General features: G+C 73.8%; 22 protein-coding genes. 6 read left to right on the forward strand and 16 right to left on the reverse strand.

The window, feature by feature from the left end:
• Positions 1-100: 100 nt before the first annotated feature.
• Positions 101-493, reverse strand: a complete 393-nt coding sequence (gene erpA, locus ACFI33_RS00325) for an iron-sulfur cluster insertion protein ErpA (protein WP_002854644.1) — start codon at positions 491-493, stop codon at positions 101-103.
• A gap of 118 nt (positions 494-611) precedes the next feature.
• Positions 612-2,015 (reverse strand): dipeptidase, encoded by a 1,404-nt coding sequence (locus ACFI33_RS00330; protein WP_170748147.1) that lies wholly within the window; start codon positions 2,013-2,015, stop codon positions 612-614.
• A gap of 80 nt (positions 2,016-2,095) precedes the next feature.
• Here ACFI33_RS00330 and ACFI33_RS00335 point away from each other — a divergent pair, with 80 nt between their 5' ends.
• The gene (locus ACFI33_RS00335; protein WP_170748146.1) at positions 2,096-2,719 is read left to right on the forward strand and encodes a DUF3043 domain-containing protein; all 624 of its coding nucleotides are present in this window, start codon (positions 2,096-2,098) and stop codon (positions 2,717-2,719) included.
• A 66-nt stretch (positions 2,720-2,785) separates the two neighbouring features.
• Here the strand turns inward: ACFI33_RS00335 and ACFI33_RS00340 are convergent, their stop codons facing one another.
• Entirely contained in the window at positions 2,786-3,913 is a 1,128-nt protein-coding gene (locus ACFI33_RS00340) for a quinone-dependent dihydroorotate dehydrogenase (protein WP_152743875.1), read from the reverse strand.
• Positions 3,914-3,968: 55 nt separating this feature from the next.
• On the opposite strand from ACFI33_RS00340, the gene ACFI33_RS00345 reads away from it, so the two are divergent.
• Positions 3,969-5,078, forward strand: coding sequence for an alpha/beta hydrolase (locus ACFI33_RS00345; protein ID WP_073116435.1), 1,110 nt, complete (start codon positions 3,969-3,971; stop codon positions 5,076-5,078).
• On the opposite strand, the gene ACFI33_RS00350 is transcribed toward ACFI33_RS00345, so the two are convergent.
• The 10 genes from ACFI33_RS00350 to hrcA form a co-directional block, all read right to left on the reverse strand.
• Positions 5,018-5,881, reverse strand: a complete 864-nt coding sequence (locus ACFI33_RS00350) for an isoprenyl transferase (RefSeq protein ID WP_049161858.1) — start codon at positions 5,879-5,881, stop codon at positions 5,018-5,020. The genes ACFI33_RS00345 and ACFI33_RS00350 overlap by 61 nt on opposite strands.
• Positions 5,878-6,699, reverse strand: coding sequence for a DNA repair protein RecO (recO, locus tag ACFI33_RS00355; protein ID WP_069941924.1), 822 nt, complete (start codon positions 6,697-6,699; stop codon positions 5,878-5,880). Before recO ends, ACFI33_RS00350 begins: the two co-directional genes overlap by 4 nt.
• Positions 6,696-8,429, reverse strand: a complete 1,734-nt coding sequence (gene leuA, locus ACFI33_RS00360; RefSeq protein WP_144919203.1) for a 2-isopropylmalate synthase — start codon at positions 8,427-8,429, stop codon at positions 6,696-6,698. The genes recO and leuA overlap by 4 nt, the downstream gene beginning before the upstream one ends.
• A gap of 335 nt (positions 8,430-8,764) precedes the next feature.
• Positions 8,765-9,730, reverse strand: coding sequence for a GTPase Era (era, locus tag ACFI33_RS00365; RefSeq protein ID WP_144919204.1), 966 nt, complete (start codon positions 9,728-9,730; stop codon positions 8,765-8,767).
• A gap of 43 nt (positions 9,731-9,773) precedes the next feature.
• Complete coding sequence (locus ACFI33_RS00370; RefSeq protein ID WP_061867296.1) at positions 9,774-11,099, reverse strand: hemolysin family protein; 1,326 nt, start codon at positions 11,097-11,099, stop codon at positions 9,774-9,776.
• An 11-nt stretch (positions 11,100-11,110) separates the two neighbouring features.
• Positions 11,111-11,584, reverse strand: a complete 474-nt coding sequence (ybeY, locus tag ACFI33_RS00375; protein WP_010078622.1) for an rRNA maturation RNase YbeY — start codon at positions 11,582-11,584, stop codon at positions 11,111-11,113.
• Positions 11,574-12,647, reverse strand: a complete 1,074-nt coding sequence (locus tag ACFI33_RS00380) for a PhoH family protein (protein WP_036336560.1) — start codon at positions 12,645-12,647, stop codon at positions 11,574-11,576. Before ACFI33_RS00380 ends, ybeY begins: the two co-directional genes overlap by 11 nt.
• 40 nt (positions 12,648-12,687) lie before the next feature.
• Complete coding sequence (locus ACFI33_RS00385) at positions 12,688-13,449, reverse strand: 16S rRNA (uracil(1498)-N(3))-methyltransferase (RefSeq protein ID WP_041103735.1); 762 nt, start codon at positions 13,447-13,449, stop codon at positions 12,688-12,690.
• Positions 13,446-14,579 (reverse strand): molecular chaperone DnaJ, encoded by a 1,134-nt coding sequence (dnaJ, locus tag ACFI33_RS00390; RefSeq protein ID WP_036317203.1) that lies wholly within the window; start codon positions 14,577-14,579, stop codon positions 13,446-13,448. The genes ACFI33_RS00385 and dnaJ overlap by 4 nt, the downstream gene beginning before the upstream one ends.
• Positions 14,580-14,654: 75 nt before the next feature.
• Positions 14,655-15,668, reverse strand: a complete 1,014-nt coding sequence (hrcA, locus tag ACFI33_RS00395) for a heat-inducible transcriptional repressor HrcA (protein WP_036317200.1) — start codon at positions 15,666-15,668, stop codon at positions 14,655-14,657.
• Between the two features lie 170 nt (positions 15,669-15,838).
• Between hrcA and ACFI33_RS00400 the strand changes: the two genes are divergently transcribed.
• Together ACFI33_RS00400 and ACFI33_RS00405 are read left to right on the forward strand one after the other, a co-directional pair.
• Positions 15,839-16,699, forward strand: a complete 861-nt coding sequence (locus tag ACFI33_RS00400; RefSeq protein ID WP_010078617.1) for a DUF3097 family protein — start codon at positions 15,839-15,841, stop codon at positions 16,697-16,699.
• Between the two features lie 94 nt (positions 16,700-16,793).
• Positions 16,794-17,213: a DUF4870 domain-containing protein gene (locus ACFI33_RS00405; RefSeq protein ID WP_002854682.1), complete on the forward strand. Its 420-nt coding sequence runs from the start codon at positions 16,794-16,796 to the stop codon at positions 17,211-17,213.
• A gap of 15 nt (positions 17,214-17,228) precedes the next feature.
• Here ACFI33_RS00405 and hemW read toward each other — a convergent pair whose 3' ends face one another.
• Together hemW and lepA are read right to left on the reverse strand one after the other, a co-directional pair.
• Complete coding sequence (hemW, locus tag ACFI33_RS00410) at positions 17,229-18,509, reverse strand: radical SAM family heme chaperone HemW (RefSeq protein ID WP_462623639.1); 1,281 nt, start codon at positions 18,507-18,509, stop codon at positions 17,229-17,231.
• A complete protein-coding gene (gene lepA, locus ACFI33_RS00415; RefSeq protein WP_010078615.1) occupies positions 18,510-20,369 on the reverse strand; it encodes a translation elongation factor 4 in 1,860 nt (619 codons plus the stop codon).
• Between the two features lie 111 nt (positions 20,370-20,480).
• Here lepA and ACFI33_RS00420 point away from each other — a divergent pair, with 111 nt between their 5' ends.
• Together ACFI33_RS00420 and rpsT are read left to right on the forward strand one after the other, a co-directional pair.
• Positions 20,481-21,143: a type II toxin-antitoxin system PemK/MazF family toxin gene (locus ACFI33_RS00420; RefSeq protein WP_101966031.1), complete on the forward strand. Its 663-nt coding sequence runs from the start codon at positions 20,481-20,483 to the stop codon at positions 21,141-21,143.
• A gap of 195 nt (positions 21,144-21,338) precedes the next feature.
• Positions 21,339-21,605 carry a 30S ribosomal protein S20 gene (gene rpsT / locus ACFI33_RS00425; protein ID WP_036336578.1) on the forward strand — a complete coding sequence of 89 codons (267 nt, stop codon included), beginning with the start codon at positions 21,339-21,341 and terminating at the stop codon, positions 21,603-21,605.
• A gap of 102 nt (positions 21,606-21,707) precedes the next feature.
• Here rpsT and holA read toward each other — a convergent pair whose 3' ends face one another.
• The gene (gene holA, locus ACFI33_RS00430) at positions 21,708-22,727 is read right to left on the reverse strand and encodes a DNA polymerase III subunit delta (protein ID WP_036336580.1); all 1,020 of its coding nucleotides are present in this window, start codon (positions 22,725-22,727) and stop codon (positions 21,708-21,710) included.
• Positions 22,728-22,732 lie beyond the last annotated feature (5 nt).

The raw sequence follows: 22,732 nt of genomic DNA on the forward strand, positions 1-22,732 counted from the left end.
GGTCCGAGCCTCCTGGGTGCGACGCCCGGGCACGACGACGGCGGGCCGGCCGAGGCCGACCCGCCGGTTCGCGGTCCGAGGCGCTCCGGGCGCCCGCAGATCAGTGGAAGGAGTCGCCGCAGGCGCACGAGCCGCCCGCGTTGGGGTTGTCGATCGTGAAGCCCTGCTTCGAGATGGTGTCCTCGAAGTCGATGGTCGCGCCCATGAGATAGGGCACGCTCATCTTGTCGACGATCACCTCGACCCCGTCGTAGTCACGGACGGTGTCGCCGTCGAGGACGCGCTCGTCGAAGTAGAGCTGGTAGATCAGGCCAGAGCAGCCGCCCGGCTGCACGGCGACGCGCAGCCGCAGGTCCGTGCGACCCTCCTGCTCGAGCAGCGAGCGCACCTTGCCGGCCGCCACGTCGGTCAACTCGACCTCGTGCGGGGGCAGGCCCTCGGCGTCCTGGGTTGCGCCGATCTCGACGCCGGTCTCCTCTGCGGACAGAGCCATCGTGACCTCCTCAGATCATGGGGCGCGGACGGGGCCGTCACGCGCGTGTGGTCTCCCGGGCAACACTAGCCGCCCACGGGGCATTCCCGGCCCGCCGCACCGACGGGCCGGGCGGCGCTCACGCGGAGAGCCGCGCGAGCCAGAGCGCCTCGGCCACGACGGCCCGCTTGAAGTCGTCGATGTGCAGCGACTCGTTGGCCGAGTGCGCCCGCGTGTCCGGGTCCTCCACGCCCGTGATGAGGAGGGTGGCCTCCGGGAAGACCCTGGCGAGGTCCGCGGTGAACGGGATGGAGCCGCCCATGCCGATCGCCCGGGGCTCGACGCCCCAGGCGTCCTCCAGGGCGGCCATCATCGCGGCCGCGGCGGGGGCCGAGGTGTCCGTCGTGAACGGCTGACCGAACTCCCCCTCGGTGACCGTGATCTCCGCGCCGAGCACCGCCGCGGACTGCGCCTCCAGGTGGGTGCGCAGCGCCTCGAAGGCCTCCGCGGGCTCCATGCCGGGGCCCAGGCGCAGCGAGAACTTCGCGCGCGCCGCGGGCTGGATCGTGTTCGAGGACTCCGCGACCGAGGGCGCGTCGATCCCGATGATGCTCAGCGCAGGAGCGTTCCACAGCCGGTCCGCGACCGGGCCGCGGCCGGCCAGGGTCACCCCGTCCAGCACGCCCGCGTCCGCACGGAAGACGTCCTCAGGGTAGTCCAGGCCCGCGGTCTGCCGCGGCTCGAGGCCGGGCACGGCGACCGCGCCGTCCGCGTCGTGGAGCGTGGCGATCAGCCGCGAGAGCAGGACGACGGCGTCCAGGACCGGCCCGCCGAACATGCCGGAGTGCACGGCGTGGTCGAGCACCCGGACGGTCACCGTGCCGTCCACCAGCCCGCGCAGGGAGGTGGTCAGCGCGGGCTCCCCCACGGCCCAGTTGGACGAGTCCGCGACCACGATCGCGTCGGCGTCGAGGCGCGCCCGGTGCTTCTCCAGGAAGGTGCGGAAGGTGGGCGAGCCGGCCTCCTCCTCGCCCTCGATGAAGACGCGGACGCCGACGCCGGCGTCGGGCAGGACGTCCCGCAGGGCGGCGAAAGCGGCGAGGTGGACCATGATGCCGGCCTTGTCGTCGGCGGCGCCGCGGCCGTACAGCCGCCCGCCGCGCTCGGTGGCCACGAGCGGCGGGGTGTCCCAGAGGTCCTCGTCCCCGATCGGCTGCACATCATGGTGGGCATACAACAAGACGGTGGGCTTGTCGGAGGCGCCGGGCTTCTCGCCGATCACCGCCGGCCCGCCAGGCCGGTCGTCGTCGCGGGTCTCGGTCACGATCTCCACATCCTGCAGGCCCGCCTCGCGCAGCAGGCCCGCGACGGCCTCCGCGGACCGCTCGAGCTGGGCGCGGTCCGCGGAGTCCCAGGCGATGCCCGGGATCGCCACGAGGTCGGTGAGGGTCTGGAGGGTCGTCGGGAAACGGGCCTCGACGGCCTCACGGACGGCGGAGACGAGGGCCGCGTCCTGCGGCGCACGGGAGGTGATGTCAGTCATGACGGCCAGCGTAGACGGCGGCCGGGCCGAGGGCCGCGCCTCCGGCCAGGCCGGACGCGCCCCACCACTAGACTGGACGGGTGTTCAAGCGAGACAAGATCCCCGAGACCGCGCCCGCCCCCTCGACTCACGGCTCCTCGGCCGCTCCCGCCGAGGGCGCCGCCGTGGCCGAGGCCGGGCCGCGCGACCGCTCGCAGGGCAAGAAGGGCCCGACTCCACGGCGCCGCGACCAGGAGGCCGCGCGCCGTCGCACCCTGGTCCCCGAAGATCGCAAGGCGGCCCGCAGGGCCGAGCGTCAGGCGATGGCCCAGGAGCGGATGCGCCAGCGCGCCGCGCTGGAGACCGGGGACGAGCGCGGCCTCCCGGCACGCGACAAGGGACCGCAGAAGCGCTGGGTCCGTGACTACGTGGACGCGCGCACCGGCATCGGCGAGTGGCTCATGCCCGTCGTCTTCGCCTACGTCCTGCTCATGTTCATCCCCGGCCGCGAGGCGCAGCTGATCCTGATGATCAGCCTGTACGTCCTCGTGGCCCTCGTGCTCATCGAGAGCTTCCTGGTCAGCCGGCACATCAAGAAGGGCCTGACGGAGCGCTTCGGCACGCCGGAGCCCGGGACCGGCTTCTACGGCATCATGCGGGCCCTGCAGTTCCGCCGCCTGCGTCTGCCCAAGCCCCAGGTCAAGCGGGGCGAGTACCCCGCCTGACACGACACCGCGCCACGGCCCGGACCCCGGTGGGTCCGGGCCGTCGCGGCCCCGGCGAGCAGACCGTCAGCCCCGCAGGGACCGCGCCAGCCCGGCGGTGATCCGGCCGGCCCAGAACGGCCCCTCGTAGAGGAACGCGGTGTAACCCTGGACGAGGTCCGCGCCCGCGTCGAGCCGGGCCTGGACGTCGTCGGCGTCCGTCACCCCGCCCACGCTGACGACGGCGGTGCCCGTCGGCAGCGCCGTCCGCAGGACCTCCAGCACCCGCATCGACCGCTCCTGGAGCGGGGCGCCGGACAGGCCGCCCGCGCCCAGGGCGTCCACGTCGGCACGCGGGGTGCGCAGGCCCTCCCGGGAGACGGTCGTGTTGGTCGCGATGACGCCGTCGAGCCCGAGGCGCTCGGCGAGCGCCCCGACGGCGCGCACGTCGTCGTCCGCCAGGTCCGGGGCGATCTTCACGGTCAGCGGCACGCGACGGTCCGGGACCGCACGGTCGGCCTCCTCGCGCACCGCCGTGAGGATCGGCTCCAGCGCGTCGATCTCCTGCAGCTGGCGCAGCCCCGGCGTGTTCGGCGAGGACACGTTGACCGTCAGGTAGTCGGCGTGGGGCGCGAGCAGGCGGGTCGAGGCCCGGTAGTCGTCCGCCGCGTCCTCGAGGGGGACCACCTTGGTCTTGCCGATGTTCACGCCCAGGACCGGCCGGGCCGGGCCGAAGCGGCGCTCCAGTGTCTGCCGGGTCCGCGCCAGGCGGGGGGCGACGGCCGCCGCGCCGTCGTTGTTGAAGCCCATGCGGTTGACCAGCGCCCGGTCGTCCACGAGACGGAACAGTCGCGGTTGCGGGTTGCCGGGCTGCGGCTGCGCCGTGATCGTGCCGACCTCGATGTGGCCGAACCCGAGGTCGGCCAGGGCGGCGGTCCCCCGGCCGTCCTTGTCGAACCCCGCGGCCAGGCCGAAGGGCGTCGGGAACCGCAGGCCCATGACCGTGCGCGCGAGCAGCGGGTCCGGGCGGAAGGCGGCGCGCAGGGCGGCGGACGCCCCGGTGCGCTCGACCAGCCGGATCGCGTCGAAGCCCCGATGGTGCGCCTGCTCCGCGTCCATGCCGCCGAACACGGCACGGAAGAAGGGCGGGTACAGGCGAGGCGCGCGGGAGGTCAGGAGGCCGTCGACGGCGGACTTGGGATCAGGCAGCTGCATGCCCCCATCCTCGCACGGGCCTCCCGCCCGTCCGGGGTCCTCCTAGAGTGGTCGGATGGCCCGTGACCCGATCCAGCCGCCGCCCCCGGACCCCTCCGCCCCGCACGGCGCACCCGCCGGCGGACCGACGGAGGAGGACACCCGCCCGTTCCTCGACGATCCGCCGGGCCTGGGCTGGGTCCCGGACGGGCTGCCGGGCTTCGAACGATGCACGCTCGGCCTCGACACCGATGAACAAGGACAGAACCTTGTCACAGTGGTGCGTCCGCGCACCGACGCCGCCCGTGACCCGGCCCGGCGGCCCATCCTCTCGGTGCACGGCTGGAGCGACTACTTCTACAACGCCCCGCTCGCCCACGCGTTCGAGGCCGCCGGCTACGCCTTCCACGCCGTCGACCTCCGCCACTACGGCCGCTCGCTGCGCACGGGACAGACGCCCGGCTGGACGGACGACCTGGCCCGCTACGACGCGGACCTCGAGGCCGCGTTCGAGACCATCGCCCAGGACCACCCGTTGCCGCCCATCCTCATGGGACACTCCACCGGCGGGCTGATCGCCGCGCTGTGGGCGGACCGGAATCCCGGCCGCCTCGCCGCGCTCGTGCTCAACAGCCCGTGGCTGGAGATGCAGGGCAGCGCGGGGGTGCGCCTGCTGGCGAAGTCCATCGTGGGGCCCGTCTCCGCCATGAAGCCCTACGCCATGCTCACGCTGCCGCGCATCGACCACTACTGGCGCACCCTCTCGGACCAGGCCGAGGGCGAATGGGACCTGCACCCGCTCTGGCGTCCCCCGCACGCGTTCGAGGTGCCGGCCGCCTGGCTGAGCGCGGTCCTCTCGGGGCACCGGGCCGTGGCCGGGCGGCTCGACGTCACCGTGCCGATCCTCGTGCTCGTCTCCGCGCGCGGGCATCGGGGCACGTCCTACGCCGAGGCGATGCTGACCTCGGACATCGTCCTGGACCCCGACGCCATGGCCCGCCGCTCCCTGCGGCTCGGCGACCGGGTGACCGTCCACCGGCTCCCCGACGCGCTGCACGACGTGTTCGCCTCCCCCGCGTCGGTGCGCGAGGCGGCCGGTGCCGCGACGCTCACGTGGCTGGGGGCCTACGCGCCGCCGTCGGCGTCCGAGGCCGAGTCCGGCGCGCCGGACGACGGCGCCGGCTGAGGGGTGTCCACGGCGCCGCCGTAGCGGCGGTCCCGTCGGGCGTAGGTCTCGACGGCGGCCCACAGGGTCCGCCGGTCGACGTCCGGCCACAGCACGTCCAGGAACAGCAGCTCCGCGTAGGCGGACTGCCACAGCAGGTAGTTGGACAGGCGCTGCTCCCCCGAGGTCCGCAGGAACAGGTCCACGTCCGGGACGACGTCGACGTCCTGACCCGTGCGGAAGCCGCGGTCGAGGTAGCGGGTGATGACGTCCTCGCTGATCTCCCCCGGCCGCATCCGGCCGGCCCGGACCTCCTCGGCGATGGCCTGGACGCCGTCCAGGATCTCGGCGCGGCTGCCGTAGTTCACGCACATGTGCAGGGTGGTGCCGGTGTTGTGGCGCGTGAGCTCCTCGGCCTCCTGCAGCTCCCGGATCACGGGGGTCCAGAGGCGCGGGGCCCGCCCGTTCCACCGGATCCGCACGTTCCACGAGTGCAGGGTGTCCCGCTGCCGGCGCAGCACGTCCCGGGAGAAGCCCATGAGGAAGCGGACCTCCTCCGCCGAGCGCCGCCAGTTCTCCGTGGAGAACGCATACGCGGACACGTGGCCGATCCCCAGCTCCACCGCCCCGGCGACGACGTCCAGCAGCGCCGCCTCGCCGGCCCGATGGCCCTCGGTGCGGGGCAGGCCGCGCTGGTTGGCCCACCGTCCGTTGCCGTCCATCACGATCGCCACGTGCCGGGGCACGAAACGCGGATCGATCCGCGGGGCGACCGCACCCGAGGGGTGCGGCGGTGGGGGCTGCGGGGCTCGGTCGGCGCTCATGGTCTCCTCTCGACGCGCGGGGCGGGGAGGCCGAGGTCCTGGTCCAGGACGGACAGGGACACCAGGCGCCGCTCGGCGTGGAACTGCAGGTACGCCGCCACGATACCGGCCGCCTCGCGGCGGGCGGGGGCCCCGGAGGCGTCCGCGGTGGCCCAGTCCCCCGCCGCGAGGGCCGAGAGCAGGTCGAGGGTCTCCGGGGCCGGGTGAGCGGCACCGGGCGGCCTGCACTCGGGGCAGACGGCCCCGCCGAGGCCCACGTGCAGTGCCGTGTGCGGGCCGGGGGCGCCGCAGCGGGCGCACCGGTCGAAGGTCGGGGCCCAGCCGGCCTGGGCGAGCGCGCGCAGCAGGAACGAGTGCAGGATCAGGCGCGGGTCGTGCGCGCCGCGGGCCAGCGCGGCCAGCGCGCCGTGGAACAGGCGGTACTGGGCGCGCCGGCCGTCGTCGTCGACCGCGGGGACCCGCTCGACGGCCTCGGCGAGGGCGCCGGCGACGGTGTAGGCGTCGTAGTCAGCGGCCAGCATCGTTGCGTACGGGTGCAGCAGCTGCGCCTGGCTCACGGTGTGCAGCTCCCCCCGGCCGCGTGCGAGCTGGAGCGTGGAGTGCATGAACGGCTCCACCACCGAGCCCAGCCGGGAGGAGGTCTTGCGCACCCCCTTGGCCACGGCCCGGACCAGGCCGTGCTCGGGGGTGAGCGCCTCGATGATGCGATCGGCCTCCCCCAGACGGTGGGTGCGCAGCACGATGGCCTCGGTGCGGAACGAGTTCGCCGCGTAGCCGCCGTGCCGCGCACCCCGCCGGGAGGAGCCGGAGCCGCTCACGCGCGCAGGGCGCGGTTCACCGCGGACACCACGGCCTTCAGCGAGGCGGTGGTGGTGTTGTGGTCCAGGCCGACGCCCCAGAGGACACGGTCGCCCACGGCCGCCTCCACGTAGGCGGCGGCCATGGCCGCGCCGCCCTCGGACAGTGCGTGCTCGGAGTAGTCGAGCACGCGGACGTCCACGCCCTCCTCGCCGAGGATGCGCAGGAACGCGTCGATCGGGCCGTTGCCCTGCGCCGTGCGGGTCTGCGTGACGCCGTCGACCTCGAGCTCGGCCTCCATCCGGAACGCGCCGTCCTCACCGGAGGCCGAGGAGACCGAGCGGAGCCGGTAGCGGCCCCACTGCGCCTCCGCCGCGTCGGCGGGCAGGTACTCGTCCTGGAACACGCGCCACAGGTCGGCGCCGGAGACCTCGCCGCCCTGGGAGTCGGCCAGATCCTGGATGACGTGGGAGAACTCGATCTGCGCGCGGCGCGGCAGGTCCAGATTGTGCTCGGACTTGAGCAGGTAGGCGACGCCGCCCTTGCCGGACTGCGAGTTCACCCGGATGACGGCCTCATAGGAGCGGCCGATGTCCTTCGGGTCGATGGGCAGGTACGGCACGGCCCACGGGATGCCGTCCACGTCCGTGCCGGCCGCCTTCGCGTCGACCTCCATCGCCTCGAAGCCCTTCTTGATGGCGTCCTGGTGTGAGCCGGAGAAGGCCGTGAAGACGAGGTCGCCGCCCCAGGGCGAGCGCTCGGGCACGGCCAGCTGGTTGCAGTACTCGACCGTGCGCTTGATGTGGTCCATGTCGGAGAAGTCGATCATGGGGTCGATGCCCTGCGAGTACAGGTTCATGCCCAGCGTCACCAGGTCGACGTTGCCGGTGCGCTCGCCGTTGCCGAACAGGCACCCCTCGATGCGGTCCGCCCCGGCCAGGTAGCCCAGCTCGGCGGCGGCCACGCCCGTGCCGCGGTCGTTGTGCGGGTGCAGGGAGAGGATGAGCGAGTCGCGGTGCTCCAGGTTGCGGTGCATCCACTCGATCGAGTCGGCGTACACGTTCGGGGTGGACATCTCCACCGTCGCCGGCAGGTTCAGGATCATCTTGCGGTCGGTGGAGGCCTCCAGGACCGTGGCCACCTCGTCCGAGATGCGCCGGGCGAACTCGAGCTCGGTGCCCGTGTAGGACTCGGGCGAGTACTCGTAGGTGATCTGCGTGCCCCTCAGCTGCTCCTCGAACTTCTTCACCAGGCGCGCGCCGGAGGTCGCGATGTCCACGATCCCGTCCTCGTCCTGCCGGAACACCACGCGGCGCTGCAGCACCGACGTCGAATTGTACAGGTGCACGATGGCCCGGTCGGCGCCCTCGAGCGCCTCGAAGGTGCGCTCGATCAGGTGCTCACGGGACTGGGTGAGGACCTGGATGGTGACGTCGTCCGGGATGTGGTCGCCCTCGATGAGCTGACGGACGAAGTCGTAGTCGGTCTGCGAGGCGGACGGGAAGCCGACCTCGATCTCCTTGAAGCCCATGCCGACGAGCAGCTGGAACATGCGCAGCTTGCGCTCGGGGCCCATGGGGTCGATCAGGGCCTGGTTGCCGTCGCGCAGGTCCACGGCGCACCACAGCGGCGCCTTCTCGATGACCTTGTCCGGCCAGGTGCGGTCCGGCAGGGCGACCTCGATCTGGTCCTGGAACGGGACGTACTTGTGGAACTTCATCCCCGACGACTTCTGCAGGTGAGCGCTCATGCGTGTTCTCCCTCGACGTGCGCGCGGCGGGCGCGCGAAAGGTGGGTGGTCGGTGGCCGGACCGGGAGGTCAGGGGCTCCGCACGGGGTGTCCGGTCCGGTGGGAGGCGTCCTGCCTCCGCATGCGCTCAGGCGGCGTGGATCACGGCCTGGCACGGGGACCCCGTGCGGCCGGGAAGTAGCAGGCGGGCCGTGGCCGGCGCTGTCGTCGCGAGGCGGAGGGACATGCCCCGACCCTAGCACCGAGGTGGGCCGGGCCACAGGAGGCCGTCCCCGTGTGACGCACGACGACGGCGGCCCGCTCCGGCGCGTGCGCGCCCGGGTCGGGCCTCCGGCTCAGAAGCCGAGTCGGCCGAGCTGTTTGGGGTCGCGCTGCCACTCCTTGGCGACCTTGACCCGCAGGTCCAGGTGCACCTTGGTGCCGAGCATGCGCTCGATGCCCGCCCGCGCCTGCGCGCCGATCTCACGCAGCCGGGAGCCGCCCTTGCCGATGATGATGCCCTTCTGGCTGTCCCGCTCGACGAAGACGTTCGCCCACACGTCCATGAGGGGCCGATCCGCGGGGCGGTCCTCGCGCAGGGACATCTCCTCGACCACCACGGCCACCGAGTGCGGCAGCTCGTCGCGCACTCCCTCCAGGGCCGCCTCCCGGATGAGCTCGGCGACCATGACCGCCTCCGGCTCGTCCGTGAGCTCGCCGTCGAGGTACAGGGACGGCCCGGCCGGCAGCAGGCCCGCGAAGACGCCCAGGACGTCGTCGACCTGGCGGCCGGCCACCGCCGAGACCGGCACGACGGCCGCGAAGCCCTCCCCGCCGTTCTCCGGCCCGAGGACCTCGTCGCCCAGCGCGGTCACGGCCACGAGCTGCGCCATGAGCTGCTCCGGGCCCACCTTGTCCGTCTTCGTCACCACGGCGACCACCGGGGTGCGGTGCAGGTACGAGAGCTGCTGGGCGATGAACCGGTCGCCGGGACCGATCGCCTCGTCGGCCGGCAGGCACATGCCCACGGCGTCGACCTCGTTGAGCGTCTCCGCCACGAGGTCGTTGAGGCGCTCGCCGAGCAGGGTGCGGGGCCGGTGCAGGCCCGGGGTGTCCACGAGCACGAGCTGGAAGTCCTCGCGGTGGACGATCCCGCGGATGGTGTGGCGCGTGGTCTGCGGCTTGGAGGAGGTGATCGCCACCTTCTCCCCCACCAGCGCGTTGGTGAGCGTGGACTTGCCGGCGTTCGGCCGGCCCACGAGCGAGACGAAGCCGGAACGGAAGCCGTCCGCGGCGCGGGCCGGATCGACGAGATCGGTCATGGGGTCATCCTTGTCAGGCGGGGCGTGGGGTGGGGCGGCCGGCTCAGGCCACGGGGTCGGCGGGTGCGGCGCCGTGGGCCTGCTCCTCGCGCCGGCGCAGCCGCACCGGGCGGTCGGGGGTCTCGGAGACGCGCAGGCGCGCGACCCGGTTGCGGCGGGGCTCGAGGGTGTCCGCGACGAGCTCGATCCCCTGGACCACGACGCGCGAGCCCTGGATCGGGACGCGGCCGAGCTCCTTGGCGAGGAGGCCGCCGACCGTGTCGACGTCGTCGTCCTCGTCCTCCTCCGGCAGCTCGAACTCCTCCCGGAAGTCGTGGATGCCCATGCGCGCGTCGACGGAGTAGACGCCGGGCGCGACGAACTCCACCTCGGGGCGGTCCGGCTGGTCGTCCTCGTCGTAGATCTCCCCGACGATCTCCTCGATGAGGTCCTCGAGGGTCACGAGCCCCGCAGTGCCGCCGTACTCGTCCACCACCACGGCCACGTGGGTGGACTCGCGCTGCAGCTCCTGCAGGAGGGTGGCCACGGACTTCGACTCGGGGACGAAGCGGACGTCGCGCATGACCTCGGTGACGGGGGTGTCGGTCGCAGCGCCGTCGTGGTGCAGGGCGCGGGTGACGTCCTTGAGGTGCAGCATGCCCCGGATGTCGTCGGCGTCCTCGCCGATCACCGGGATGCGGGAGTTGCCGGAGCGCAGGAACAGGGCCATGGCCTGCCCGAGCGTGTGGTCGGCGTCGATCGTGACGACGTCGGTGCGCGGCACCATGACGGAGCGGACGATGGTGTCGTTCATGGAGAACACCGACTGGATCAGCTCCGCCTCGGAGTCGGCGAGCACGTCCGCGTCGTGGGCGCGGGCGACGAACTCGCGCAGGTGGCGCTCCTGGAAGTCGTCCTCGTCCTCCGGCTCGACCTCGCGACGGCGCCGGTCCCGGTCCAGGCGGGCGGCGAGCGGGCCCAGGGCCCGGCGGAGCACCCACACGAGGCCGCCCAGGCGGCGGGCGACGGCGGCCTCGTTGCGGGAGCCGATCGGCCGCGGGCTCCAGACGCCCAGCAGGGCGGCCACGCCCACGAGCACGACCGCGGCGATCGCCACGGCGAGCCACGTGTCGTCCACCACCGCGTCGGCGGCCGCGGTCAGGCAGACGGCCGACAGGGCCTCGGCCACGAAGCGCCAGACCCGCAGGGCGCCGAGGTGGCTCTCCCGCTCGCGGGCGATCTCCAGGACCTTGGAGCCGGGCCGCTCGCGGACGATGTCCTCCGCGTCCCGCCGGGAGAGGTAGGAGAACGCGGACTCGGCCAGGGACAGCGTCCAGGTCAGGCCGAGGAAGACCAGGAAGAGGGCGAAGAGGACGGCGGGTGTCAGCATGGGCGGTGCCGTCAATCCTCGACGGTGGGGGCCGGGGCGGGCCGGCCGAGGACCTCGGAGACGAGCCGATCCTGGAGCGTGAACATCTCCTCGCGCTCGGCGTCCTCGACGTGGTCGTACCCGAGCAGGTGGAGCATGCCGTGGGTGAGCAGCAGGAGCAGCTCATCGTCACGGGAGTGCCCGCCGCGCGCCGCCTGCTCGGCGGCGACCTCGGGGCAGAGCACGACGTCGCCCAGCACGCCCTCGGCCGGCGCCTCGGGCGAGCCGGGGGTCAGCTCGTCCATGGGCAGGCTCATCACGTCGGTGGGCCCGGGCAGGTCCATCCACTCCTCGTGCAGCTCGGCCATGCGTGCGGCGTCCACGACGGTCACGGCCGTCTCGGCGCGCTCGTGGACGTGCAGGCGCGCGTACACGTGCCGGGCCATGCGCAGCAGCGCGTCCTCGGGGACCTCGATCCCCGACTCGTTCAGGATCTCAACGGCCACGGCGGGCCCCTCCTCGCTTCTGGGACCGCTCCGCGGGGCCGCGGGCGGCGTCGTAGGCGTCCACGATGGCGCTCACCAGCGAGTGCCGGACCACGTCCGAGGAGTCGAAGCGGACCATCTCCAGTCCCTCGATCCCCTCGAGCACCTCGACGGCTTGGGCCAGGCCGGACTGGGTGCCGCGCGGCAGGTCCACCTGCGAGGTGTCGCCCGTGACGACCATGCGCGCACCGAAGCCGAGGCGGGTCAGGAACATCTTCATCTGCTCGCCGGTGGTGTTCTGGGCCTCGTCGAGGATCACGAACGCGTCGTTCAGGGTGCGGCCGCGCATGTACGCCAGCGGGGCGACCTCGATGGTCCCGGCCTCCATCAGCCGCGGGATCGACTCGGGCTCGATCATGTCGTGCAGCGCGTCGTACAGGGGGCGCAGGTACGGGTCGATCTTCTCGGAGAGCCCGCCGGGCAGGAAGCCGAGCCGTTCGCCGGCCTCGACGGCCGGGCGGGTGAGGATGATCCGGTTGACCTCCTTGGCCTGCAGCGCCTGCACCGCCTTGGCCATCGCCAGGTAGGTCTTGCCGGTGCCGGCCGGGCCGATGCCGAAGACGACGGTGGAGCGGTCGATCGCCTCCACGTAGTCCTGCTGGTGCAGGGTCTTCGCGCGGATGCGGCGGCCCCGGCCCGAGAGGATCGAGTCCAGGTGCAGCTGACCCGCGCCGCGCCCGGTGGCGGCGTCGCGGACGTGGTGGACCACCTGGCCCATCACCTCGGGGGTGACGGCCTGGTCGCGGCGGGCGATCGAGCGCAGGTCCTCGACGACGCGCCGCACCGTGGCCACCTCGGCCACCGGCCCGGCCAGGTCCAGCCGCTGGTCGCGGACCGTGACGTCCACGGTGGGGAACACGCCGCCGAGGATCCGCAGCAGGGCGTCCTGCGGTCCGAGCGTGCGGACCATGAGGTCGGCGGACTCGAACGCCACCCCCTCGTGCGCGGTGGCGGGCGGGGTCGGGGTCGTGGGGGGCACGGTCACGATGGGGCGGATCACCTCGGGGTCGCGGGGGCGGGACATCCCGACCAGTCTAGGCGTCGGCGCGCCGTCCTGCCGGGGCTCACCAGCGGCCGAGCCGGTGCTGGAGCACGGCGAGGGCGGCGGGGCCGGCCGTGGAGGCGCGCAGCACGTGCGGGCCGAGCCGCACCGGCACGGCCCCCGCGGCCACGCAGGCCTCGAGCTCGGCCGGGCCGATCCCGCCCTCGGGGCCCACGACGACGGCGATCTCGACGGCCGCGGAGAGTCGCTCCGCCGGCACCGCGGACACCCCGTGCTCCGCGTCCTCGTGCAGCACGAGGACGAGCCGGCCGCCGTCGTCGTCCCAGGCCAGCCCGGCGACCGCCGTCCCGGAGACGTGGTCCCGGACCGCGGGCACCCGGGCGCGACGCGCCTGCTTGGCGGCCGCGCGGGCCGTGTCCGCCCACTTCTGGCGGGCCTTGGCGGCCTTGGGGCCCTTCCAGCGGACGATCGAGCGCTCCGCCTCCCAGGGCACCACGGCGTCCACGCCGAGCTCGACGGCGGCCTGGACCGCCATGAGGTCCCGGTCGCCCTTGGCGAGGGCCTGGACGAGCACGAGCGCCGGGGTGGGCGCCGGCTCCTCCGCCACCGCGTCCAGCCGCACGGACACCGCGTCCGGGGCGGCCGCGAGCACGGTGCCGTGGCCGAGCGTGCCCGACCCGTCGGCCAGGAGCACGGCCTCCCCGGGGGCCAGGCGCATGGCCGCGGCGGCGTGCCGGGCCTCGGCGCCGTCGAAGACGACCTCCGCGCCCGCGCTCGCGCCGGCCAGGGCGCCCGGCTCGAGGTGGAACAGGGGGGCGGTCACAGGTTCCTCAGGTTCTCCCGCAGCCGGGCGAACATGCCCTTGGCCTGGGGTGCGCCGTGCACGACCTCCTCGCCGCGCACCTCGGCCAGGCGCTCCAGGAGCTGGCGCTGCTCGTCGTCCAGGTCGGTGGGCGTGGTGACCACCACGTCCACCTTGAGGTCGCCACGGCCCTGCCCGCGCAGGCGACCGACGCCCAGGCCGTGGAGGACCTCGACGTGGCCGGACTGCACGCCCGGGTCCAGGCTGAGGGACTGCTTGCCGTCCAGGGTGTCCAGCGTGACGGTGGTGCCCAGGGCCGCGGCGGCCATGGGGACGGTCACGGTGGTGGCCAGGTGGTCGCCCTCGCGGCGGAAGGTCTCGTCCGGGCGGACCGCGATCTCCACGTAGAGGTCGCCGTTCGGGCCGCCGCCCGGGCCGGCCTCGCCGCGGCCGGCGAGGTGGATGCGGGTGCCGTCGTCCACGCCCGCGGGGATGCGCAGGGTCAGCGGCGTCCGGGTGCGGACGCGGCCCTGCCCGTCGCACTCGTGGCAGGGCGTCGGGATGACGGTGCCGAACCCCTGGCAGGCGGGGCAGGCCTCGGTGGCCATGACGGTGCCCAGCAGCGACCGCACGGGGCGCTGGATCATGCCGTGGCCATGGCAGGTCTGGCAGGTCTCCGGCTGGGTGCCGGGCTCGCAGCACGAGCCCTCGCACCGATCGCAGCGCACGGCCGTGTCCAGCTCGATCGTCTGCTCGCCGCCGAAGACGGCGTCGCGCAGGTCGATCCGCGCGGTCACCAGGGCGTCCTGGCCGCGGCGGGCGCGGCTGGCGGGGCCGCCGCGGCCGCCCTGGCCGGCGGCGTTCATGAAGGTCTCGAAGATGTCGGCGAAGCCCCCGAAGCCGCCCGCCCCGCCGAAGCCGCCCGGGAAGCCGGCCTGGCCGTTCTCGTTGCCCGTCGTGTCGTAGGCCCGGCGCCGGCCCTCGTCCGAGAGCACCTCGTAGGCGTGGGAGATGCGCTTGAACTGCTCGGCCGCCTCCGGGTCGGGGTTGACGTCCGGGTGGTGGGTGCGCGCGAGCTTGCGGTAGGCGCGGCGGATCTCCTCGGTGCTGGCGTCACGGCTGACGCCGAGCGTCTCGTAGTGGTCGGTCACGGTGGGGATTCCTCTCGGGGAGAGCGGGACGTGGGGCGATGCGGGACGGGGCCCGCCAGGACGCGTGGAGGCGCGTCAGGTGGTCAGGATGCGGGAGAGATAGCGGGCGATCGCCCGGACGGCGGCCATGGTGCCCGGGTAGTCCATCCGGGTCGGACCGATGACGCCGACCTTCGCCACGGCGCCGGGGCCGTAGGCGGCCGCGACCACCGAGGTGTCCGCGAGCGATCCGGCGTTCTCGGAGCCGATCCGCACGGACACCCCGTGGGCGTCCTGCTCCATCTCCGTGAGCAGGCGCAGCAGCACCACCTGCTCCTCAAGCGCCTCCAGGATCGGCCCGATGGACGCGCCGAAGTCCCCCGGGGAGCGGGCCAGGTTGGCGGTGCCGGCCAGGACGATGCGGTCCTGCCGGCCGGCCTCGAGCAGGTCGTGGACGGCCGCGGCCACGAGGGCGGCGGACTGCCGGTGCTCCGGGCGGACCCGGGTGACGACGTCGTCCACCACGGTGGCCGCCTGCACCGGACCGAGCCCCAGCAGGGCGTCCAGCAGGAGGCCGCGGAGCACGGACAGCTCCGCCTCGTCGACCGGACGGTCCAGCACGGCGTGCCGCTGGTCCACCCGCCCCGTGGACAGGATGAGGACCACGAGCACGCGCGTGGGCGCGAGGGAGACCAGTTCGAGGTGGCGGATCGTGGAGCCGTCCTCGTGGGGGAACTGCGCGACGGCGACCTGCTGGGTCAGCTGGGCCAGGAGGCGCACCGTGGACTCCATCATGTGCTCGGTGTCCGTCTCCGGGTCCAGCAGGGTCCGCACGGCCCGGCGCTCGGCCGGGGACAGCGGCTTCACCTCGGAGAGGCGGTCGACGAACACGCGGTAGCCCTTGTCCGTGGGGACGCGCCCGGCGGAGGTGTGCGGGGCCACGATGAGACCCTCCTCCTCGAGCGCAGCCATGTCGTTGCGCACGGTCGCGGAGGACACGCCCAGGGCGTGCCGTTCCACGAGCGCCTTGGAGCCCACGGGCTCGCGCAGCGCCACGTAGTCCTCCACGATCGCCTGGAGCACCTGCAGGCGGCGGGGCTGCTCCGACATCTCGGTCCTCCTCTGGTCCGTCGGGATCCGGGGCGACCCCGGAGGTGCCCCTGGCTGGCACTCCGGCGGGTCAAGTGCCAATGCTACCGTCCGACCCGGGGGACGACCCGACCGGCCCGCACGGCTTCGCTCACGGTGATCGCCCGCCCCCGTTGCTACCGTGCTCTCCCATGGACTGGAGCAGCTGGGGCCCCGCGGGCCACGACGACCTGACGCGCCGCCCCGCCCGGACCGTCCCCGATGTGCCCGCCACCCCCGGCACGGTGGTCGAGGACGTGGCCTCCGGGTTCACCGGGGCCGTGATCGGCATCGAGCGCTCCGGCGGCGTGCACGTGGTGGTCCTGGAGGACCGCCGCGGCGTGCGCCGCGGCTTCCCCCTCGGCGGCGGCTTCTGGATCGACGGCGAGCCCGTGACCCTGGTCCCCCCGACCGCCGCGGCCCCGGCGGCGCCGGCCCGCACCGCCTCCGGCTCGCGACGGGTCGAGGGGGCGCGGGCCCGCACTGCCCGCGCCTCTCGCATCTGGGTGGAGGGCGTGCACGACGCCGAGCTGGTGGAGAAGGTGTGGGGCGAGGACCTGCGCCTCGAGGGCATCGTCGTGGAGCCCCTGCACGGCGTGGACGACCTCGCCGGGGCGATCCGTGCGTTCGCCCCCGGTCCGCGGCGCCGGCTCGGGATCCTCGTGGACCATCTCGTCACCGGGTCCAAGGAGGAGCGCCTCGCGGCCGAGGCCATGCGGGTGCCGGGCGCCGCGGGCAACGTGCTCATCCTCGGTCACCCCTACGTGGACGTCTGGCAGGTCATCAAGCCCTCCGTCCTCGGCATCCCCGCGTGGCCCGTCGTGCCGAAGGGGCAGGACTGGAAGACGGGGATCCTGCGGGGACTGGGCTGGCCGCACGGGAGCAAGGAGGCCACGGGGCTGGGGTGGAAGCGGCTGCTCTCCCACGTCACCACGTACGCGGACCTCGAGCCGTCCCTGCTGGGCCGCGTGGAGGAGCTCATCGACTTCCTCACCGCCGCACCCGAGCACTGATCTCGGCGCGGCCCCCGCCCGCCCGCGCTATGCTGGCCCATGCCCTGCGCCCGGTCCCCGGCGCGCGGGTCCCGCGATCCAGGAGGAGCCCCTCGTGAACACCCGCGCGCAGCCCGACGCCGGCCGCACCGGCCACGGCCCGCCCGCCTGGCTCGTCTCGGCCGGCGGCCGCGGCGCCCCGCTCACGGCGAAGCAGGACCGTGACCGCGCGGCGCTGGCCCATCTCAGTCTGGCGTTCGGCGTGCTCGGCCCGCTGGTCGTGTGGCTGCTCTATCGCGACCGCGGCCCGTTCACCTCGCAGGAGTCGCGGGAGGCCCTGAACTTCTCCGGGCCGCCCACGCTCATCACGCTCCTGTTCTTCTTCCTGTCCCTGTTGCCGGTGGTCGGCCCGATCTTCGCGATCCTCGGCGCGCTCACGTGGGCCGCCATGGCGGTCTACGGCGTGATGGGCGCCTCGCACGTGTCCAAGGGCCGTCCGTTCCGGTACCCGTTCAACCTGCGCATCCTGCGCTGACCCGGGGTCGGCCGGTCAGAAGCCGGCCAGCGCCCGGACGATCGCGTCGTTGCGCAGCCGCCCCTCGAGCGTCGGGATGATGCGCCCGTCGACGGCGGCGCGCCCGTCCAGCAGGCCCGCGGCGATGAGTTCGGCGATCGCCCCGCGGATCCGCGCGGCCTCCCCCGGCGTCTCCGAGACGAGCTCCGCGGTCGGGAGCCCGCCCACCGTGCGCACCGCGAGCATGATGCGCTCGAGGCGCCGCGCGTCGGCGTCGGGCCGCTCGCGGCCCACGGCGGGGGTGACCCCCGTGGCCAGCCGCTGCGCGTAGGCGGCGGGGTGCTTGGCGTTCCAGAACCGGACGCCGGCGAGGTGCGAGTGCGCGCCCGGGCCGATCCCCCACCAGTCCTGGTCCTCCCAGTACGCCACGTTGTGCCGCGCGCGGTGGACCCCGGACCCCCGCGGATCCCGCGCCCAGTTGGACACCTCGTACCAGCGGTAGCCGGCGGCGCTGAGCAGCTCCTCGGCGAGCAGGTACTTGTCCGCCTGGTCGTCGGGGTCCACGTCCGCCACCTCGCCGCGGGCCACCTGGGCCCCGAGCTTGGTGCCCTCCTCCACGATCAGCGAGTACGCGCTCACGTGGTCCGGGGCCAGGACGACGGCGGCCTCGAGCGTGGCCCGCCAGTCGGCGAGGGACTCCCCCGCGGTCCCGTAGATCAGGTCCAGGGACACCTCCAGGCCGGCCTCGCGGGCCGCGGCGACGGCGGCGGGGACGGACTCGGGCCGATGGGTGCGCTCGAGCGTGGCGAGCACGTGCGGCACCGCGGACTGCATGCCCAGGGAGAGGCGGGTGAAGCCGCCGGCCGCGAGCTGGCGGGCGTACTCCGGGGTGATCGTGTCTGGGTTGGCCTCGGTGGTCACCTCCGCGCCGGGCGCGATCCCGAACCGGTCCACCGCCGCCTGGAGGATGCGCACGAGGTCCGCGGCCGGCAGGAGCGTGGGCGTGCCGCCGCCGAAGAACACCGTGTGCAGCGGGCGGGCGGGCACGTCCGAGGACGCGAGCACGTCCGCGGCGAAGTCCAGCTCCGCGACCGCCGACTCCCAGTAGTCGCCGCGACCCGCGCCGGGGCCGAAGTCGACGGCCGTGTACGTGTTGAAGTCGCAGTAGCCGCAGCGCACCGTGCAGAACGGCACGTGGACGTACAGGCTGAAGGTGCGCGCCGCGCCGTCGCGGGCGGCCGCGCGCACCCGCCGCCCGACGTCGGCCGGCAGCCGGCCGTCGTCGGGGACGGGCTCGCCGAGGGGCAGGGCGGGCACTTACTTCTTCGCCGCCTGGTCGGCGCCGGCGCCGTCAGAGGACAGGGCGGCGATGAAGGCCTCCTGCGGGACCTCCACCCGGCCGACCATCTTCATGCGCTTCTTGCCCTCCTTCTGCTTCTCGAGCAGCTTGCGCTTGCGGGAGATGTCGCCGCCGTAGCACTTGGAGAGCACGTCCTTGCGGATCGCGCGGATGTTCTCGCGGGCGATGATGCGCGAGCCGATGGCGGCCTGGATCGGCACCTCGTACTGCTGGCGCGGGATCAGCTCCTTGAGCTTGCCCGTCATCATCACGCCGTACGCGTAGGCGTTGTCCCTGTGGGTGATCGAGGAGAACGCGTCCACCTGTTCGCCCTGGAGCAGGATGTCCACCTTGACGAGGTCGGCGACCTGGTCGCCGTCGGCCTTCCAGTCCAGCGAGGCGTACCCCTTGGTGCGGGACTTGAGCTGGTCGAAGAAGTCGAACACGATCTCGGCCAGCGGGATCCAGTAGCGGATCTCCACGCGTTCCTCGGAGAGGTAGTCCATGCCCTTGAGATTGCCGCGCTTGGCCTGGCACAGCTCCATGACGGCGCCGATGAACTCGGCCGGCACGATGATCGTGGCCGAGGCCATGGGCTCGCGCACCTCGAGGATCTTGCCCTCGGGGAACTCGGAGGGGTTGGTCACGGTGACGACCTCACGGTCCTCCCGGGTGACCTCGTAGACCACGTTGGGCGCGGTGGAGATGAGGTCGAGGTCGAACTCGCGCTCGAGGCGCTCGCGCACGATCTCCAGATGCAGCAGACCGAGGAAGCCGACGCGGAAGCCGAAGCCCAGCGCGACCGAGGTCTCCGGCTCGTAGACGAGCGCGGCGTCGTTGAGCTTGAGCTTGTCCAGGGCGTCACGCAGCACGGGATAGTCCGAGCCGTCGATGGGGTACAGACCCGAGAACACCATGGGCTTGGGGTCCTCGTAGCCACCCAGGGACTGCTCCGCCGGGTGGGCGTGGTTGGTGACCGTGTCGCCCACCTTGGACTGACGCACGTCCTTCACGCCGGTGATGAGGTAGCCCACCTCGCCCGCGGCCAGGCCCTTGGTGGGCACGGGCTCCGGGGAGGAGACGCCGATCTCGAGGAGCTCGTAGGTGGTGCCCGTGGACATCATGCGGACCTTCTCCCGTGGGGAGAGCCGGCCGTCCACGACGCGCACGTACGTGACGACGCCCCGGTAGGTGTCGTACACGGAGTCGAAGATCATCGCGCGGGCCGGGGCGTCCGCGTCCCCCTCCGGGCCGGGGATGGCGCGGACCACGCGGTCCAGCAGCTCCTCGACGCCGACGCCCGTCTTGCCGGAGACGCGCAGCACGTCCTCGGGCTCGCAGCCGATCAGGGAGGCCAGCTCGGCCGCGTAGCGGTCCGGATCCGCGGCGGGCAGGTCGATCTTGTTGAGCACGGGGATGATCTCCAGCTCGTGCTCCATGGCGAGGTAGAGGTTCGCCAGGGTCTGGGCCTCGATGCCCTGGGCGGCGTCCACCAGCAGGATCGCGCCCTCGCACGCGGCCAGCGAGCGGGAGACCTCATAGGTGAAGTCCACGTGCCCGGGGGTGTCGATCATGTTCAGGGCGTAGTCCACCCCGTCCACGGACCAGGGCATGCGCACGGCCTGGGACTTGATGGTGATGCCGCGCTCACGCTCGATGTCCATGCGGTCCAGGTACTGGGCCTTCATGTCGCGGGGCTGCACGACGCCGGTGGCCTGCAGCATGCGGTCCGCCAGCGTGGACTTGCCGTGGTCGATGTGGGCGATGATGCAGAAGTTGCGGATCACCGAGGGGTCGGTGGCAGCGGGCACCGGGGGGTTCGACGCCAGGGGCGACACGGGCACTTCCTCTACGGGTGACGGGGACGGGGCTCTGACCGCCTAGTCTGTCATGTCCCGCCGCCGACCCGACCCGGACGCCGGGCCCGCGCGTCCACTAGATTCACGCCCATGGCCTTCGACCTGCATCGCGCCCTGTCCCTCGGCCGCCGGACGGCACGCCTGATCGGCGCCCTCCGCGACGACGCCCGGCCGCGTCGAGCCGCCTCCGAGGCCGGTCGACGGGCCGGCGACCGGAGCGGCCCGTCGCCCTTCCCGGGCCCGCCCGGGCCTCCCGGGCCCGCGTGGGACCCCACGGAGCCCACCGACTCGTGGCCGATGCCCGGGCCCGGGCAGGAGCGCCGGCCCGGGCGACAGGACGCCGGCCGCCACGCGTCCCTGCCGGACTTCACCGGGACCGTCCGCGTCGAGTACGCGCCCGTGCCCGGGCCGACGGCCGGGCCGGGCGAGGTCGTGTGGACCTGGGTGCCGTACGAGGAGATGGACGGCCGGGGCAAGGACCGCCCCGTGCTCCTGATCGGCCGGGACGGGGCGCACCTGCTCGGGCTCATGCTGACCAGCCGGGACCGGAACAACGCCCTGGCCCGGGACGAGGACTACGTGGACGTGGGCGCGGGCGCCTGGGACCGGTCCGGCCGCGCCTCGGAGGCGAAGCTGGACCGGGTGGTCCGCGTGGATCCGGCCGCGGTGCGCCGGGAGGGCGGCGTCCTGGACCGGGCGGCCTTCGACCGGGTCACGGCCGCGCTGGCCCGCGCCCGGCGGCGGGGGCGCTGAGTCCGCCGCGCGGATCGCAGGGTCTGGGTGGTAGGATCGTCCGCATTGTGTCCGCCGGTCGACGGGCACCCCCGGAACGGGTCATCATCGGTGTTCCCCACGCCGCTCAGTCCACGGATCCGGGCACCCTCCACGACCCCCTGTTCATGCGGCGCCCGGACCCTCGTCCGCGCCGCCGACGACGAAGGACCCGATTTGGCTAACATCAAGTCCCAGAAGAAGCGCATCCTCACCAACGAGAAGGCGCGCCAGCGCAACGTCGCGGTGAAGTCCGAGCTGAAGACCGCCATCCGCGCCGTGGACAAGGCCGTCGCCGCCGGCGAGCCCGAGGCCGCCGCCGCCGCGCTGCGCACCGCCTCCCGCAAGCTGGACAAGGCCGCCTCGAAGGGCGTCATCCACAAGAACCAGGCCGCGAACCGCAAGTCCGGCATCGCCGCCCGCGTGAAGGCCCTCCTCGGCTGATCCACGCCCCCCGGCTGTGACCGCGGCCCCCGCCCCGAGCGATCGGTGCGGGGGCCGCGTCGTGTCCGGGCTGCCCCCGAGGGATGCCGTCCGGCGGCGCCGTCAGCGGCTGACGGCGGTGGCCACGCGGATGACCGCGCGCTCGACGGCGAACTCCGGGTTGCGGGAGGCGCCCTTGGCCTCGGCATCGGCCTGGGCGATCCACTCCACGGCCTGCGCGATGCCGGCCGCCGTCCAGTGCCGCGCCGCCTGCTGGATGTAGCGCACCTGGAACGGGGCCACCCCGAGCAGGGACGGCAGCTCGGCGGCGGGCCGGCGGGCGTCGATCATCCGCGCCACCTGCCGCGCCTTGAGCGCGAGTGCCGCGGTGATCATCACCGGGTGGACGCCGGTGGCCATCGCGTGCCGCACGAGGGAGACGGCCCTCGCCGCCTGCCCCTCGAGCGCCGCGTCGGCCACCGCGAAGCTCGTGGCCTCCACGCGGCCGCTGTAGTACGTGTCCACGGTCTCGACGCTGACGACGCCCTCGGTGTCGTCGACGAGCTGGGCGCACGCGGCCGCGAGCTCCGTGAGCGAGGCGCCGGTGGCGCGGATGAGCGCGCGGGCCGCCTCCTCGTCGATGCGCCGACGCCGGTCGCGGAACTCGGCCTGCACGAAGGCCAGCCGCTCCTCGTCCTTCTTCAGCGGCACGCATTCGACCACCGTGCCGGCCTTCGCGACGGCATCCAGCAGCCTCTTGCCGCGGGTGCCGCCGGTGTGACGCAGCACGAGCGTGACGTCGTCCGCGCCGGGGCCCTGCTGGACGAGGCGCAGGGCGTCCTCGAGGAACGCATCGTTCATGGCCTCGAGGCCCTCGACCGTGATGAGGGTGGGCTCGGCGAAGAGGGACGGGCTGGCCGCGGTGGCCAGCTGGCCGGGCTGGTACTCCCCCGCGCGGAGCCGGTGGATCTCCAGCTGACCGTGACGCTCGCGCAGAGCCTGGGTCACGCGGTCCGTCACCCAGCGGGCGGCATGGTCCTCGGGCCCCTTGAGGAGCATGAGCGGGGCGGGCTCGGCCCTCCGCCAGGCCAGCGGGTCGGTGCGGCCGGCTCGGCCGGAACGGGGGCTGCGGGCGGCGGACATGCGTC

The sequence above is a fragment of the Micrococcus sp. PSi08 genome, assembly GCF_054960655.1.